The sequence below is a fragment of the Roseateles sp. GW821-FHT03B02 genome (genome assembly GCF_059421025.1).
On the sequence record NZ_JBWKUV010000001.1, the window covers coordinates 596,978 to 612,957 of the forward strand.

General features: G+C 69.2%; 14 protein-coding genes. 7 read left to right on the plus strand and 7 right to left on the minus strand.

Translation table 11 applies throughout. The features are described from left to right. The first annotated feature begins 104 nt into the window (after positions 1 to 104). Together AC07VX_RS02610 and AC07VX_RS02615 are read left to right on the plus strand one after the other, a co-directional pair. Positions 105 to 1,325, plus strand: coding sequence for an MFS transporter (locus AC07VX_RS02610; protein ID WP_493163282.1), 1,221 nt, complete (start codon positions 105 to 107; stop codon positions 1,323 to 1,325). Further along, entirely contained in the window at positions 1,282 to 1,692 is a 411-nt protein-coding gene (locus AC07VX_RS02615; protein WP_493163281.1) for a hypothetical protein, read from the plus strand. Before AC07VX_RS02610 ends, AC07VX_RS02615 begins: the two co-directional genes overlap by 44 nt. Positions 1,693 to 1,779: 87 nt before the next feature. Here the strand turns inward: AC07VX_RS02615 and AC07VX_RS02620 are convergent, their stop codons facing one another. Next, positions 1,780 to 4,926, minus strand: a complete 3,147-nt coding sequence (locus tag AC07VX_RS02620) for a TonB-dependent receptor (protein WP_493163280.1) — start codon at positions 4,924 to 4,926, stop codon at positions 1,780 to 1,782. 325 nt (positions 4,927 to 5,251) lie between these two features. On the opposite strand from AC07VX_RS02620, the gene AC07VX_RS02625 reads away from it, so the two are divergent. The 3 genes from AC07VX_RS02625 to AC07VX_RS02635 all read left to right on the plus strand — a co-directional run bounded on the left by AC07VX_RS02625 (position 5,252) and on the right by AC07VX_RS02635 (position 8,931). After that, a complete protein-coding gene (locus AC07VX_RS02625) occupies positions 5,252 to 5,929 on the plus strand; it encodes a GntR family transcriptional regulator (RefSeq protein WP_493163279.1) in 678 nt (225 codons plus the stop codon). 90 nt (positions 5,930 to 6,019) lie between these two features. Further along, complete coding sequence (locus AC07VX_RS02630) at positions 6,020 to 7,177, plus strand: fumarylacetoacetate hydrolase family protein (protein WP_493163278.1); 1,158 nt, start codon at positions 6,020 to 6,022, stop codon at positions 7,175 to 7,177. Beyond that, positions 7,174 to 8,931, plus strand: a complete 1,758-nt coding sequence (locus AC07VX_RS02635) for an IlvD/Edd family dehydratase (protein WP_493163277.1) — start codon at positions 7,174 to 7,176, stop codon at positions 8,929 to 8,931. Before AC07VX_RS02630 ends, AC07VX_RS02635 begins: the two co-directional genes overlap by 4 nt. Before the next feature lie 2 nt (positions 8,932 to 8,933). Here AC07VX_RS02635 and AC07VX_RS02640 read toward each other — a convergent pair whose 3' ends face one another. Continuing rightward, complete coding sequence (locus AC07VX_RS02640; RefSeq protein ID WP_493163276.1) at positions 8,934 to 9,515, minus strand: PEP-CTERM sorting domain-containing protein; 582 nt, start codon at positions 9,513 to 9,515, stop codon at positions 8,934 to 8,936. A 127-nt stretch (positions 9,516 to 9,642) separates the two neighbouring features. Continuing rightward, positions 9,643 to 9,843: a hypothetical protein gene (locus tag AC07VX_RS02645; protein WP_493163275.1), complete on the minus strand. Its 201-nt coding sequence runs from the start codon at positions 9,841 to 9,843 to the stop codon at positions 9,643 to 9,645. Between the two features lie 129 nt (positions 9,844 to 9,972). Between AC07VX_RS02645 and AC07VX_RS02650 the strand changes: the two genes are divergently transcribed. Both AC07VX_RS02650 and AC07VX_RS02655 read left to right on the plus strand, forming a co-directional pair. After that, positions 9,973 to 10,308 (plus strand): hypothetical protein, encoded by a 336-nt coding sequence (locus AC07VX_RS02650; RefSeq protein ID WP_493163274.1) that lies wholly within the window; start codon positions 9,973 to 9,975, stop codon positions 10,306 to 10,308. Positions 10,309 to 10,335: 27 nt separating this feature from the next. After that, on the plus strand, positions 10,336 to 10,710 hold the full coding sequence (locus AC07VX_RS02655; RefSeq protein ID WP_493183855.1) for a GFA family protein: 375 nt from the start codon (positions 10,336 to 10,338) through the stop codon (positions 10,708 to 10,710). 2 nt (positions 10,711 to 10,712) lie between these two features. On the opposite strand, the gene AC07VX_RS02660 is transcribed toward AC07VX_RS02655, so the two are convergent. From AC07VX_RS02660 to AC07VX_RS02675, 4 genes are read right to left on the minus strand one after another with little or no spacing between them, the layout of a single operon-like run. Next, positions 10,713 to 11,675, minus strand: a complete 963-nt coding sequence (locus AC07VX_RS02660; RefSeq protein ID WP_493163272.1) for an SMP-30/gluconolactonase/LRE family protein — start codon at positions 11,673 to 11,675, stop codon at positions 10,713 to 10,715. Beyond that, a complete protein-coding gene (locus AC07VX_RS02665) occupies positions 11,672 to 12,502 on the minus strand; it encodes an NAD-dependent epimerase/dehydratase family protein (RefSeq protein ID WP_493163271.1) in 831 nt (276 codons plus the stop codon). The genes AC07VX_RS02660 and AC07VX_RS02665 overlap by 4 nt, the downstream gene beginning before the upstream one ends. Before the next feature lie 25 nt (positions 12,503 to 12,527). Next, complete coding sequence (locus tag AC07VX_RS02670; RefSeq protein WP_493163270.1) at positions 12,528 to 13,616, minus strand: LacI family DNA-binding transcriptional regulator; 1,089 nt, start codon at positions 13,614 to 13,616, stop codon at positions 12,528 to 12,530. A gap of 52 nt (positions 13,617 to 13,668) precedes the next feature. Beyond that, positions 13,669 to 15,795 (minus strand): alpha-glucuronidase family glycosyl hydrolase, encoded by a 2,127-nt coding sequence (locus tag AC07VX_RS02675; RefSeq protein ID WP_493163269.1) that lies wholly within the window; start codon positions 15,793 to 15,795, stop codon positions 13,669 to 13,671. Positions 15,796 to 15,980: the final 185 nt, after the last annotated feature.

The following is a 15,980-nucleotide window of genomic DNA, read 5'->3' on the forward strand; positions in this document are numbered from 1 at the left end:
AGCCACCGTGAGGCTGCGGCGCGAGTCCGCGTAGGACGGCATCCCATACCCGGCATTCACCCTGCTGCCATGCCTGGACACCGGCTGACGCACACTGCGCGCCCATGCCCGACGCCAAGCACCACGCCCCCGCCTTCACGCCCTACCAACGCTTCGCGACGGGGCTGCTGACGCTGCTGCAGTTCGCCGTCATCCTGGACTTCATGATCATGTCGCCGCTGGGCGCGATGATCATGCCGGCCATGGCCATGACGGCCCGGCAGTTCGGCCTGGTCGTGTCGGCCTACGCCTTCAGCGCCGGCCTCTCCGGCATCCTCACCGCCGGCTTCGCCGACCGCTTCGACCGCAAGCGCCTGCTGCTGTTCTTCTACGGCGGCTTCCTGCTCGGCACGCTGTGGTGCGGCCTGGCGACGAGCTTCGAGTCGCTGCTGCTGGCGCGCATCGTGACCGGCCTGTTCGGCGGCGTCATCGGCTCCATCGTGATGGCCATCGCGGCCGACCTGTTCGAGCCCGCGCTGCGCGGCCGCGTCATGGGCCTGCTGCAAGGCGGTTTCGCGGCCAGCCAGGTGCTGGGCCTGCCCTTCGGCCTCTTCCTCGCCACGCGCTGGGACTGGCATGCGCCCTTCCTTGCGCTCGTGGCCTTCGGCGCCGTGGGCGGTCTCCTGATCGCCTGGCGCATGCAGCCGGTGGACGCCCACCTGAAGCTGCAGACCGACCGCAGCGCCTTCGCCCACCTGTGGCACACCGTGGCCAGGCGCCGGCATCTGCACGCCTTCCTCATCACCGCGCTGCTGACGACGGGCGGCTTCATGATCATGCCGTTCGCCAGCGCCTTCTCCGTGCACAACGTCGGCATAGCTCTGTCCGACCTGCCCATCGTCTACCTCGTCACCGGCATCAGCACCATGGTCGTCGCGCCAACGGTGGGACGGCTGACCGACCGCTTCGGCCCGCTGCCCGTGTTCTTCACCGGCAGCACCATCACGGTGGCGATGGTGGCCGTCTACACGCGGCTGGGGCCTTCGTCGCTGACGACACTGGTGGTCATCAACGTCGTCATGTTCGCCGGCATCTTCTCGCGCATGGTGCCCTGGCAGGTCATCGTCACCGGCATCCCGGCGCCCGAGCAGCGCGGCGCGTTCACGGCCATCAACGCGGCGCTGCAGCAGCTCGCCGGCGGCCTGGCGGCGCTGGTGTCCGGCCACATCGTGACCATCGGCACCGACGGCCGGCTGGCGCATTTCGACTGGGTCGGCAACGTGATGATCGGCACGACGCTGGTTGTCGGCCTGCTGGTCTGGCCGCTCGGGAAAAATCGACCGTGACAAGCAGGGCGCTGCCATCCGGCCCGGCATCCAGGCGGCGGCCAGGCGGTCGCGCACCAGGGCTTCCATTACGGCCTGTGCGCCGCTGCGTGACCTGGCCTTGCAGTCGCCGTGGCGGGCCGGCCTGAGCGCCCGGCCGCTGCTGCCGGGCGATCCCCTGCCGACCGCGTCCGCCGTCTGCCTTGCCCTGAGCAGCGGGGCCGTGCCGCGCGCTGGCGGGTCGGGCGTGTGGGTCACCGAGAACGCCAGGGCCTCGGCCACCGTTCAGCTTGTCACCGGCGCCGAGGCAGAGCTGGCGCCCGCCCTGCTCGCCACCCTGACCTTGCAGTCGCTGCTGGCCGACGTGGCTGCACAGACAAAAAAGTGAGGGTCCCCGCCGTCAGCCGACGGGGCCCTCACCGAATCGCCAGCGGGCCACACCCGGACCGCTGGCGCAGACACAGGCTTTGAACTGTCAGAAGCTCGCGCGCAGGCCCACCTGGTAGGTGCGACCGGGCTCGTAGATCGCGTAAGGCGCGTTGGCGAACTGGAAGTTGGTGCGCTGCGAGGCCCGCGTGACGTTGAAGACGTCGAAGGTGGCCTGCAGGTCCTTCTTCCAGCCGATGGCCGCGCCCAGGATCTCGCCGACGTTCAGCCGTGAGGTGAAGTCCACCTGGGCGTAGTCCATGCCGTAGAAGGCCGCTGCGGTGATGCCGTTCTGGCCGGTGCCGCTGGACTGCGTGCCCTTGGTGAAGTTCTTGGTCACACGGAAGCCCCCGTAGGTGCCTTCGTAGTACGCCGCCAGGTTGTAGGTGTAGGGCGGCACACCGATGGCCACGTTGGCGCCCGACTGCTTGACCTTGGTGTAGTTGGCGCTGACGCCGAAGCCCTTCAGGTAGGACGAGATCAGGTCCAGCGGCTGCTGCACCGTCAGCTCCAGGCCCTTGATGTAGAGCTTGTCAGCCGTGTTCTGCGTCTGCGACAGCGTGATGGGCAGCGCGTTGATGTCGGCCAGCGCCTGGCCGGTGGGCAGCGCGTCCAGGTCCGTCGGCGGGTTGGCGTAGCCGGCACGGATGTAGAGGGCGCGGCGCTGGTCGCGGCTCAGGCCGCTGGTCCAGTTGATGCCGTACTGGCTCAGGCTGCTGAAGGGCACGCTGAAGTTGCGGCTGGCCGTGAAGCCCTTGATGCCTTTCTTGAACCAGGCGAGCGCCACATAGCCTTCACGCCCCGTGTACCACTCCAGGCCCAGGTCGGTGTTCTTGGACTCGTAGGGCTTGAGGTCGGGGTTGGTCAGCGTGCCGTTCTGGGCCGAGGGGTCGGTGAAGCTGGCCGTCAGCGCGCGCAGCGAGGTGGGGTCGGCACGCGTGATGGTCTTGGACATCGACGCGCGGGCCAGCAGGTCGTGGCGCAGGTTGTAGGCCAGACTGGCCGAGGGCAGAAAGTTGCCGTAGGTCGTCGTGGTCAGGCTCTCGACGATGGGCGTCGGGTAGCGGCCACCGTCCAGCAGCGTGGCGTTGCGCGGGTCGGCGGGCGTGCTGAGCGACGCGAAGGTCTGCTCCGTCGTTGCGTAGCGAGCGCCGGCGTTGTAGCGCAGGTTGTTGCCGAACACCGTCGCCTCGCCGTTGGCCTCGGCAAAGATCGACGTGACCTTCTCCTGGAAGAAGCCGGGGTTCACGCCGGTGTTGGTACCGCCGGCACCAGGCACCGCGGCCTCGTGGGCGGCGGCGTAGTTGGCGTCCTTGGCGAACTTGCCCCAGTCCAGCGCGACGAAGCCGCGCGAGTTGGCCGACAGATAGCCCGGGATGGATGCGTTCGGGATGGCCGAGCCGAGGTATTGAAGGCCGGTCTGGCCCGCGGTGTAGCCCGTGCCGTAGCCCGGGTAGTCGGCCGCGGCCGAGCCGGCGGCGCCCGTGCCGTTGCAGCCGTTCTTGTTCGTCGTGTTGGGCGAGGGCAGGTAGACGTTGAGGTTGCGGCCGCAGACGATGTTGGACCAGTAGGCGTCGTTGTTCAGCGAGTCGATGCGGCGCGACACGTTGTCCCAGGCGCCGCCGACCTTGATGTCCACGAGGTCGGTGTCGAGGTTGAGGGCGCCGCGCAGGCCCGAGGTGCGCACCGCGCGCTTCTCTTCCTGCACGTTCACGCGGCCGCCGTTCCAGCCGAAGGCAGCGGGCGTGTTCAGGATGTCGGTCGCCCCCGTCAACGTGTTGGTCGCCTTCAGCATGGGCACGCCGCTGGTGTTGTCGTACTCGGTCGTGATGCCCGAGCCGAGCACCGTCTGGAACAGCACCGTGGGCGACTGGCGATGAAAGTCGCTGCGCGTCTTGTTGGCCTGCACGTCCACGCTGATCACGTCGGTGATCTTCAGGTTGACGCCGGGGTTGATGCTCTGGAACTTGGTGTCCTCTGTGTAGGGCCGGTATTCCAGGAAGTACTGCGAGTTGGCGAAGGTGCCCTTGGTGACCACGCAGCCATTCGCGCAGTCCGTGCGATCCACCTGCAGGTTCAGCGGGATGGACGAGCCGTTGCGGCCCACCCAGTTCATGTCGCTGCGCTCGAACTCGTTCTTCTTGTGGCCGTAGATGGTGTCCAGGAACAGGCGCACCGAGCTGTTGGGGCGCGCTTCCAGCGACAGGATGGCGTTCTGGCGGTCGCGGCTACCCTCGGCCACCATGGCCCGGCCCAGGCGCGGGATGATGGCGTTGTCGATCTGGTCGATCGTCAGGCCCGGGTTCTTGGCCAGCAGGAAGGCCTGGTCGATCGTGGTGCCGGCGGTCAGGCCGTTGCCAGCGTTCGCGGGCACGGTGCCGGGGATGGTCCAGTTGCCGCCACCGGTGCTGTTGCGCGTGGCGCTGCTGCTCTGCGAGGCCAGCAGGTTGGCGTTGGTCCAACCGATGGATTCGAAGCCGGTGGTCTTGACCTTGTTGGTGGACCAGGCCACGCCGGCCAGCACGCCAAACGTGTCGCCCCAGGTGTTGCTGACCAGGGCCGAACCGCGGTTGCCCCAGTGGTCGGCCTGCTGGTTCTTGGTGCCGGTCAGCGTGAAGGCGGTGCGAAGGCCCTTGCGGTCGAAGGGGCGGGCGCTGCGCATGTCGACGATGCCGGCGGCGCCGCCTTCCAGCATGGAGGCCGTGGGGCTCTTGACGACGGTCACGCGGCTGAACAGTTCGCCGGGCAGGAAGTCCATGTCGACTTCGCGGTTGGCGCTGCCCGAGTCCACCCGGCCTGTGGATGCCGAGGCCACCGGCGCGCCGTTGAGCAGCACGCGGGTGAAGTTGGTGCCCAGGCCACGGATCTGGATCTGCAGGCCTTCGCCAGTGATTTCACGCGTCAGCGTGACGCCGGGAATGCGCGAGATGGATTCGGCGATGTTGCTGTCCGGGAACTTGCCCATGTCCTCGGAGCTGATCGAGTCGATGAAGCCGACCGCGTTGCGCTTGGCGTTGGCCGAGCTCTCCAGCGAAGCGCGGATGCCCGTCACGACGACCGTGTCGAGCTTTTGCGCATCCTGGGCCTGTGCCGGCGTCTGGGCGTAAGCCTGCGCGATCAGGCTGGCCAGCAAGGTGGTGCCCAGGGCCAGTTGCCGGCGCGCGTGGCGCGTCGGTCGCATCAAAGGTTGGTTCATCGTTGTCTCCGTGTGGTTCTGAGATCCGGCGCCATGACCAGTCGAAAGCACTGGCACAAATGAAATGGTAGCGCGCACATTTCCAATTTACGTTCACCACCAGACAGCGTCAACAAGGGTGTGTACTAATGTATTAGTGGCCGATCAAGGCGACGCTGCGCTCCGACCGACGTTGTCGCACGGCGAGCTGGATAGCGCTCTCAGTCCGGAGCTTCTCCGCCGACCCGGCCGCTGTGGACCATCGGGCGCCACCGCCTCGTGTGGGACCTGCAACGAAAATGGCGCCCGGCCATTGCGTGCCGGCGGCAGACCTGATCAACCCGACATGAACTTCACGCTAGATTCCACCCGCCACGCCGCACCGCAGGTCGTCGAAGCCCTTCGGTCCGCCATCGTTTCGCTGGAACTGGCCCCCGGGAGCGCTCTCGACCGCGCGGAGCTGGCCAAGGGCTTCGGCGTCAGCCAGACGCCTGTGCGCGACGCGCTGATCCGGCTCAGCGAGGAAGGGCTGGTCCTCATCCGGGCCCAGTACACGACGCAGGTCAGCCGCATCGACGTGCCGGCGGCCCGCGAAGCCCATGTGCTGCGTCGCGCCATCGAGATCGAGATCGCGCGCCAGCTGGCCGGCGCACACGACGACGCCGTCATCGACGAGCTGCGCCAGCAGCTGTCGGTCCAGGCGGAGCTGGCGGCAAAGAAGGACTTCCCCGGCTTCATCGCCGCCGACAAGGCCTTTCACCGCCTGATGTACGAAGCGGCCGGCCTGCCGCGGCTCTGGGCGGTCGTCGCGCGCATGTCGGGCCATGTGGACCGCCTGCGGCTGCTGCACATCCCGACGGCCGGCAAGATCGAGCAGATCCTCGGCGCCCACCTGAGCATCCTGGAGGCCATCGCATCGCGGGACGCGGAGGCGGCGCAGCAGGCCGTCCGGGAGCATCTGTCCGGCACGCTCGCCTCGGTGGACGAGATCCAGAAGCGCCATCCCGAGTACCTGATCGTCTGACCCGCCCTCTGGTGCGGGCGGGGGCACCCCGATTGGCAGCAAATTTGGTTGCGCTCACAATTGAACTGCCCACCATCAGATTCCCCGCGCATGCCTCGGACACCCGAACTCCTCCCGACTGACGCCGACAACGCCCTGCTGCTCGGCCGCATCTGGCGCGACGACACCGGCGGCCCGGCCCTGGTGGCCGTGCGCCGCGGCGAGGTGGTCGACCTGTCGGCCCACGCGGCCACGATGGCCGAACTGCTGGACCACCCCGAGCTGCTGCACGTCGCCCGCCGCGCACCGGGCATGGCCCTGGGGCCGGCGCAGACGCTGATGGATGAAGCCCTGGCCGACCCGCCGCGCTCGCGCCTGCTGGCCCCCTGCGACCTCCAGGCCATCAAGGCCTGCGGCGTGACCTTCGCCGTCAGCCTGCTGGAGCGTGTCATAGAGGCCCAGGCCGGCGGCGATGCGGCACGCGCCCATGAGCTGCGCGAGCAACTGAAGGCGACGCTGGGCGGCGACCTGTCCGCCATCCGCCCGGGCTCCGAAGCCGCGCAACGCCTGAAGGCCGAGTTCGTTGCGCGCGGCGCCTGGTCGCCCTACCTGGAGGTGGGGCTGGGCCCGGACGCCGAGGTGTTCACCAAGGCCCAGCCCATGTCGGCCGTCGGCTTCGGCGCCGCGGTGGGCCTGCACCCCGACTCGCAGTGGAACAACCCCGAGCCCGAGGTCGTGCTGGCCGTCAACGGCCGCGCCGAGGTCGTCGGCGCGACGCTGGGCAACGACGTCAACCTGCGCGACATCGAGGGCCGCAGCGCGCTGCTGCTGGGCAAGGCCAAGGACAACAACGCCTCCTGTGCCATCGGCCCCTTCATCCGCCTGTTCGACGAGCATTTCACGCTGGACAGCGTGCGTGCCGCCGAGGTCAGCCTGCGCATCACGGGCGCGGAAGACGGCTTCGTGCTGGACGGCATCAGCCGCATGCAGGCCATCAGCCGCGACCCGCTGGAGCTGGTCGGCCACGCCTGCGGGCCCCACCACCAATACCCCGACGGCTTCATGCTCTTCCTGGGCACCATGTTCTCGCCCATCCAGGACCGCGGCGCGCCCGGCGCCGGCTTCACCCACCGCCTCGGCGACCGCGTGACGATTGCCAGCCCGGCACTGGGCGCCCTCGTCAACACGGTGCAGCGCAGCGACGCGCTGCCACCCTGGACCTACGGCGTCGGCGCGCTGATGAAGCATCTGCGGAGCCGTGCGCGATGAACCGCAAACGCCTGCGCTCCCAAGACTGGTTCGACAACCCCGACCATGTCGACATGACGGCGCTCTACCTGGAGCGCTTCATGAACTACGGCCTCACGCCACAGGAGCTGCGCTCGGGCCGGCCCATCATCGGCATCGCCCAGAGCGGCAGCGACCTGAGCCCCTGCAACCGCATCCACCTCGACCTGGCCCGGCGCGTGCGCGACGGCATCCGCGACGCCGGCGGCATCGCGATGGAGTTCCCGCTGCACCCCATCTTCGAGAACTGCCGCCGCCCGACCGCGGCGCTGGACCGCAACCTCGCCTACCTGGGCCTCGTCGAGATCCTGCACGGCTACCCGCTGGACGCCGTCGTGCTGACCACCGGCTGCGACAAGACCACGCCGGCACAGGTCATGGCCGCATCGACGGTCGACATTCCGGCCATCGTGCTGTCCGGCGGCCCGATGCTGGACGGCTGGTTCGAAGGCCAGCTCGTCGGCTCCGGCGCCGCCATCTGGGCTGGGCGTCGGCGCCTCGCGGCGGGCGAGATCGACGAGGCCACCTTCATCGAGATCGCCGCCGCCTCTGCCCCCTCGGCGGGCCACTGCAACACCATGGGCACGGCCTCGACGATGAATGCGCTGGCCGAGGCCCTGGGCCTGTCGCTGACGGGCTGCTCGGCCATCCCCGCGCCCTACCGGGAGCGCGGCCAGATGGCCTACGAGACGGGCCGGCGCATCGTCGAGATGGCCCGCGAGGACTTGAAGCCTTCACGCATCCTGAACCGCGACGCCTTTCTCGACGCCATCGTCGTCAACGCGGCCATCGGCGGCTCCACCAACGCCCAGCCCCACCTGACCGCCATGGCACGCCATGCCGGCATCGAGCTGACCGCCGCCGACTGGACCGAGGTCGGCCAGCGCGTGCCGCTGCTGCTGAACATGCAGCCCGCCGGGCAATTCCTCGGCGAGCGTTTTCATCGCGCCGGCGGCGTGCCGGCCATCATGTGGGAGCTGCAGCAGGCCGGCCTGCTGCGCACCGCGCGGCCCACGGTCACCAGCCACACGATGGCGGAGAACCTCGCTGGCCGCGAGACCCGCGACCGTGAGGTCATCTACCCGTTCAGTGCGCCTCTGAAGCCAGACGCCGGCTTCGTCGTGCTCGGCGGCAACCTGTTCGACTTCGCCATCCTGAAGGCCAGCGTCATCTCGCCAGCCTTCCGCGCGCGCTACCTGAAGGACGGCGCCTTCGAGGCGCGTGCCATCGTCTTCGACGGTGCCGACGACTACCACGCGCGCATCAACGACCCGGCGCTGGACATCGACGAGGGCTGCATCCTCGTCATGCGCGGCGCGGGGCCGGTGGGCTGGCCGGGCTCGGCCGAGGTGGTGAACATGCAGCCGCCGGATGCGCTGATCCGCCGCGGTGTGATGAGCCTGCCGACACTGGGCGACGGCCGCCAGTCCGGCACGTCGGACAGCCCCTCCATCGTGCACGCCTCGCCCGAGAGCGCCGTGGGCGGCGGCCTGGCCTGGCTGCGCACGGGCGATGTCATCCGCGTCGACCTGAACACCGGTCGCTGCGACGTGCTGCTGGGTGACGAGGAGCTGTCACGCCGGCGTGCCGAAGCCCCGCCCACCGTGCCGGCGAGCCAGACGCCCTGGCAGCAGCTTTACCGCTCGACGGTGGGCCCGCTGTCCACCGGCGCCTGCCTGGAGCTGGCCGTGCCCTACCGCGGCGTGGTGGACACGCCACCGCGGCACAACCACTAGGCTCAGGCCCGGCGACGCCGCACGACCGCGGCACCGAACAGCGCCAGCCCGACCAGGCTCAGCGATGCCGGCTCGGGTAGGGCAAGGCTGTCGTCGCGGACCAGCAGGCCATGGATCTCGCCCACTCCCGAGACGCCGCCGCCCACGCGCGCGGAAATGAAATAGTCGCGCGACAGGCCTTCGGTGATATGGGTCGTCGTGCCGACACCTTGGAACCACAGCAGCACGCCCGCATCGAAGTCGAACAGCGCATCCACGACGGAGCGGTCAGCGCTGAAGGTCACCGAGATGTCGTCGCGGTCGTTGTCGTTGCTGCCCGGGTCGAAGTTGACGAGGTCAGCCAGTGTGTTGGTGTAGCCGCCTCCGACCGAGCTTGTGATCCTGGCATCGACGATGTTGCCGGTGACGCCCGTGAAGCCGCCCGCCGCGACGGCCGCGTCCGTGAAGGTCATGCTCATCGAGAAGCCGGCGTCGCTCGCGCAGCCAGGGCTGGCACAGACCCATTTGTAGGTGACGTCGGCGGAGGCTGCACCGGCGGTGGCGAGCAGGCCGGCGGCCAGCAGGACGCGAATCTTCGTGAACATGGGAACCTCCGGGTGGTGGATGGGACGTGCCACAGCGGCATCGCTGGCGCCATCGTCCCCACCCGTCGTTTCAGCCCGGTTTCGCCGGGCCGCAGCCCCGGTTTCAATTGTTCTGGGCCACGCGCCCTCAGCGCTGCGCCGGCGCCACCCGGGCCGACCACAGCGGCTGCCGGGCCAGTTCCGCCGCGGTCGCGTCGTCGGCCGTCACCGCGTACTCGCTGCTGCTGCACTCGACGAAATAGGCCGAGCGGAAGCGTTGCAGCAGCCCGCCCAGTGCTCGACGAGCATGGGCGGCAGGGCCGTTGAAGGTGAGGGTCAGGGTGGTCATGAGGGTGCTTTCGTCTGATCGACCGATGGCCGTTGCCACCGGTACTGCTTGAACGCACGCACTGCGGCACGGTTGACGGCCGGACGGGATACAACTTGTGAATGGACGGCCGAAGACAATCCGGCCGCCATGCCGCGCCGACTGCCCCGCGATCACCACCACGTCTACGTCGTGCTGTTGTCCGAACGCGTGTGGAACGAGCCGGCGTTCCGCAAGGCCAACCCCGGCCACGACGTCACCAAACCCTGCGTCTATGTCGGCATGACCGGCCTGGACCCCGACCTGCGCTTCGACCGCCACATGGCCGGCGTGCAGGCCAACCGCTTCGTGCTGAAGTACGGCGTGCGCCTGATGCCGGAGCTCTACGAGTTCTACAACCCCATGCCCTACGACGCGGCCCGCGACATGGAGGTGGAACTGGCCATCGGCCTGCGCGAAGCGGGGTATGCGGTGTGGCAGGCTTAGCAGCCGATGCCTCACGAATGGATGCCCATGACTCAACTCGCCCGTGGTTCCTGCTTCTGTGGTGCCGTGACCGTCACGGTGCCGGGGCCCCTTCGCCGCCCTGGCAATTGCCACTGCGGCGAGTGTCGCCGCCTGAGCGGCGCGGCATTCACGACCTGGATCACGGCGCCGCGCGAGCAGGTCGTCATCGTCAACCCCGAGGTGCTGACACGGTTCGAGCCGACGACCAATCTGGAACGCGCCTTCTGCAGCCGCTGCGGATCGCATGTCTTCACTGCGGATGCGCGGCTACCGAAGGTCTACGGCTTCGCCGCGGGGCTGTTTGAAGGCGAGGCAATCGAAGCGCCGAGCCAGAACTATTTCCTCGAATACAAGGCCTGCTGGTACAGCCTGGCGGCCTGAATTCAGGCCACCGCGCCGCGCGTGTTCACGTAGAGCGCGTACAGCGAGTGCGTGCTGGCCATGAAGAGGCGGTTGCCCTTGGCGCCGCCGAAGCAGAGGTTGGCGCAGCGCTCGGGCAGGTGGATGTGGGCCAGCAGCTTGCCCTCGGCGCTGTAGACGCGCACGCCATCGAGCTGTGACGGGTCCGCGGCCTTGCTGCCGTCGCCGCCGAAGCCGCACCACAGGTTGCCCTGCACGTCCACCGCCATGCCATCGAACGCGCCGGGGCCGCCGGCATCGATGAGCAGGCGCTTGTTCGACAGCTGCGCGCCGTCCGCGTCGTAGGCCCAGATCAGCCGATGCGGCCTTGCGCGGCTCTCGATGACGTAGAGCGTCCTGCCGTCAGGGCTGAAGGCCAGGCCGTTGGGGCCTTGCAGGTCGTCCAGTTGCAGCGTGAGCTCGCCCGTCGTGCCGTCGATGCGGTAGACGCCGTGGGCCAGTTCCTGCTCGGCGCGCTCGCCCTCGAAATCACTCGCGATGCCGAAGCTCGGATCGCTGAACCACAAGCTGCCATCAGGTCCGCAGGTGATGTCGTTGGGCGAGTTCAGCCGCTTGCCGTTGAAGCGATCGGCCAGCACGGTGATGCGGCCGTCGTACTCGGTGCGGGTGATGCGGCGCGTGAGGTGCTCGCAGCTCGCCAGCCGCCCCTGCCGATCGCGCACATGGCCGTTGGCGTTGTTGCTGGGGTTGCGGAAGTCGCTGATGGCGCCGGTCGTCTCGTCCCAGCGCAGGATGCGGTTGTTGGGGATGTCGGAGACCAGCAGGTAGCGCCCGTCGCCGAACCACACCGGCCCTTCGGCCCAGGCCAGGCCGGTGGCGATCTGCTCCACGCCGGCCGCGAACAGGCGCAGTGGCAGGAAAGCGTCGTCGAACACCTCGATGGCCGGGTCGGGCCGGCGCGCGTTGGGGGCGAAGGCGATCTTCATGCGGCCGGGTCTTTCTCGAAGGGGCCCAGCACCACGAAGCCGCCGCCCTGGCAGCGAACCTCGGGGCGGCTCGGATCGACGTAGGGCTGGGCCGTCTCGACCTCGGCGCGCCAGGGCTCGGAGCTGTCCTGCGGGCGGTAGCCGATGTGGCTGGATTTGCTGTTATCCCACCAGGTCGAGCGGTTGTCGCTCATGCCGTAGATGACGCTGTGGCCCACCACCGGCGCGCTGAGCGCCGCGACGATGAGGCGCTCCAGGTCGTCGAAGCTCAGCCAGCTCGACAGCATGCGCCGGTCGGTCGGCACCGGCCAACTGGAGCCGATGCGCAGGGACACCGTTTCCAGGCCGTAGCGGTCGAAATAGAACTGGGCCAGGTTCTCGCCGAAGGCCTTGGACAAGCCGTAGTAGCTGTCCGGCCGCGGCGTGGCCTGCGGCGTCAGGGTCTCGCCCTGGCTGTAGAAGCCCGTCACGTGGTTGGAGCTGGCGAACACGATGCGCTTGGCGCCGCGCTGACGTGCGGCCTCGTAGACGTTGTAGGCGCCGACGATGTTGGCCGGCAGCACCACGTCGAAGGGCTTCTCGATGGACACGCCGCCGAAGTGCAGGACGGCGTCCACGTCCTTCAGCAGCGACTGCATGGCAGCCAGGTCCTCCAGCGGCGCCTGCATCACCTCCTCGCCATCACCGGCGGGGTCCATGGGGGCGAGGTCGGACAGGCGCAGCACGTCGCAGTAGGCCTTCAGGCGCGGGCGCAGCACGCGCCCCAGGTTGCCGGCCGCGCCGGTGAGCAGCAGGCGCTTGAAGCGGGGGGCAGAAAGTGGCGTCATGAAAGAGGCCCGCAGGGGGCCGAGGTCAGGAGGCGCCGCCGATGCGCAAGGGAGGGCGCAAGCGGGGGGCGGCGTCGGACTGGCGTCGGACCAGTTCGAAATCCTTGAGCTCATGCTCGCAGGGCAGAGGCTCTCCGGTGCGGCGCGCCTTGATGTGGCGCACCAGCAGGTCCACCGCGGCGCCGGCCATCTCCATGATGGGCTGGCGCACGGTGGTGAGTTCGGGCCAGATGGTCGTGGCCAGGGGGGCGTCGTCGAAGCCGACGACGGTCAGGTCGCTGGGCACGTCCAGGCCCAGGCGGTGGGCGATGGCCACGGTGGCCGCGGCCATGTCGTCGTTGCTGGCGAAGATGGCGGTCGGGCGGCGTTCCTGCGACAGCAGGAACTCGGCGGCGTCCAGGCCCGAGCGGTAGGTGAACATGCCCTGGGCAACGACCTCTTCTTCCTCGATGTTCAGGCCGGCGTCCGCCATGGCCGCGTGGAAGCCCGCCAGGCGGCGCGAGCTGCTGCTCTGATAGGGATCGCCGATGATGAAGCCCAGGCGGTGGTGGCCCAGGTTCAGCAGGTGGCGCGTCATCTCGTAGGCGGCCTGGTAGTCGTCGATGCCGACGGCGCAGACGTCCTGCGGCGGCTGGCCGGCCGAGACGACGACGGCGGGCGTGTCGGTGTCGGCCACCAGCTTGAGGAGGGGCTGAGAGTCGCAGAAGGGCGGCGGCAGGATGAGCCCGTCGATGCCGTTGGCGATCATCTCGGCCACCGGCTTTTCCTCGCCGTCGCGCGCGGCTTCGCAGCGCTGCACAACGAGCTGCACATGGCGCAGGCTGGCCTTGTTCAACAGGCCGATGAGGAACTCGTTCAGGTAGCCGGCCGTCGGGTCGATGTAGAGCATGCCGATGCGGATGGGCTCCGAGCCGGCCAGGTGGCGGGCAGCCTGGTTGGGCACGTAGTTCAACTCGGCAACGGCGGCCTGCACCTTCTCGCGCGTGCCGGGGCGCACGTTCTGCTCACCGTTGATGACCCGCGACACCGTCATCGGCGACACCCCGGCCAGCTTGGCCACGTCGGCAATGGTGGCGACCTTGGTGCTGCGCCCGGCCCGTGCGGTTGGCTTCAAAGGGGTCCCTCGGATGGTGATGGGGTTGTTTGCGCAATCATATTTGAGGGGCTCACCCGCCGCGGCCCGGCGCGAAATTGAAGCGCATGGCCTTGTACTGCTCCAGGGTCATGGCCGGGGACTGCGCCCCTTGCGGCCAAGGCAGGCCCGACACCGACTGGAAGTAGGCCAGGCAGGCGTCGCGCCACCAGCGGGCTTCGGCGGCCTGCACGGCCAGGTGGGCGGCGACGTCGGCATGGCGGGCGGGATCGATGTCGGCCTGCAGCGCGGCCCATTGCGAGCGCATTGTGGCAACGCCGGCGACGCCGCGGTCGTAGTGGGCGACGAGTTCGGCCCACAGCGTGCGCCCCGACGCCATGCGGTGGTCCCAGGGCAGATGGTGGAACCACAGCAGCAGGTTTTCCGGCGTCGTCGCCGGGTTGGCGAATTGCCGCGCGACCCCGGGCGCGTACTGGGCCACGGCGTTGCTGCCGGCGGGTGTGCGGTCGAAGCCGATGCCGTCACGGCCGGCGCGGTGGAAATAGACCGGGTTCCAGTCAGCCCGCTCCAGGTTGTCGACCCATGGCGCCGGGCCGTGGTGGTGGCCCGTGCCCATCAGGTGGTGCAGGCCCAGCGGCGTCATGTAGTTGACGACGGCCTCGCGCGAGGCCAGCATCATCGACACGACGCCGTCCACGGCCCGGGGTGCGGTGGTGAAGGTCTGCTGCACCCACTCGCGCGCCACGGCGCCGGCGGCCAGCCCCGGGTCCCAGGCCATGCGGCCGAAGGCGTACCAGTTGGCCTGGTCGAAGTGGGAGCCGCTCCAGTTGCGGTCGGTGCCGATGTTGGCCACGCCGGCCATCGCGCGGATCTGGTTCGCCACAGCCGCGCCCTCGGGTTGGCGGCCCGTGTCGGCGCGCAGCACCTCCTCGAACAGCGGGCCGAGGTAGACGAGGTGGGTCGAGAAGCCCAGGTACTCCTTGGTGATCTGCAGTTCCAGCGCCAGCGGCGTCTTTGGCATGGCGCCGAACAGCGGGTGAAAGGGCTCGCGCGGCTGGAAGTCGATGGCGCCGTTCTTGACCTGCACGATGACGTTGGCGGCGAAGCGCCCGTCTAGCGGCTGGAACTCGGCGAACGCCTGCTTGGCGCGGTCGCTGGTGTCGGGCGCGTAGACGAAGGCCCGCCACATGACGAGGCCGCCATGGGCGCGAAGGGCCTCGGCCAGCATGTTGGCGCCGTCGGCGTGATCACGGCCATAGTCCTGCGGCCCCGGCTGGCCCTCGGAATTGGCCTTGACGAGAAAGCCGCCGAAGTCCGGGATGGCCTGGTAGATCTCGTCGGCCTTGGCCTTCCACCAGGCGCGCACGGCGGGGTCCAGCGGGTCGGCGGTCTTCAGCCCGCCGAGGTCGACCGGCGCCGAGAAGCGTGCCGACAGCCAGACCTTGATGCCATAAGGCCTGAACACGTCCGCCAGGGCCGCGGCCTTGGCGATGAACGGCGCGGTCAGCGACTCCGCCTTGGCGTTGACGTTGTTCAGCACCGTGCCGTTGATGCCGAGCGACGAGTTCGCCCGCGCATAGTCCACGTAGCGAGCATCGCGGATGTCGGGCAGCTTCCACCAGTCCCAGATCGACGCACCGGCGTAGCCGCGCTCCACCGTGCGGTCCAGGTTGTCCCAGTGGTTGAGCAGGCGCAGGCCGACCCCGGGGGTAGCGCGCTGGTCCAGCCGAGACAGGTCGGCGCCCGTCTGGGCCGTGCGCAGCCAGGCAAAGCTGCCGTAGAGCAGGCCGACATCGGTGTTGGCCGCGATCAGCGTCACGGCCCGGCCCTGCAACCGGGCGCTGCGCAGCGCGTAACCCTCGCGGCCGAGGGCGGCCCAGGGCAGATCGACCCCGGCGGGCGCGGTGGCCGGCGTCATGAGCATCAGCGCGCCGGCCGCAGGCCGGGCCGTCACCACGGGCTCGCGCCCGGTCAGCCCCGCCACGCCGCGCTTGAGCTCCGTCACGGCGGCCCGCAGCGTGGGCGACTCCGGCCCGGCAAGCACCACGCTGCGGGCCTGCGCCGCCACCCGCGCCTGAGCCGGCGCGGGCAGGCCGCGGTAGCGCAGCCAGAGGTCGTGGCCATCCTCCACGGCGGCCCATGCCGGCAGCAACGCCAGCCCAAGCAGCGCCGCTGCCAGGCTCTTGGCCCAAGTCTTCATCCTGTCTCCTGCGGTGTCCGCCCCGGCCAAGCCTCGGAATTGCGGGAATGTTAGAGATTTCTCGCTTGCACAAAGCAAAATGGTAGCGCTACATTTGAGCCCATAGCAAGCCTTGAATAGAGGCGCCAACGAGCGCCGCGCCCCTGGAGACAGCACGTTGAACCCTGACCACGCCACCCCGGCTC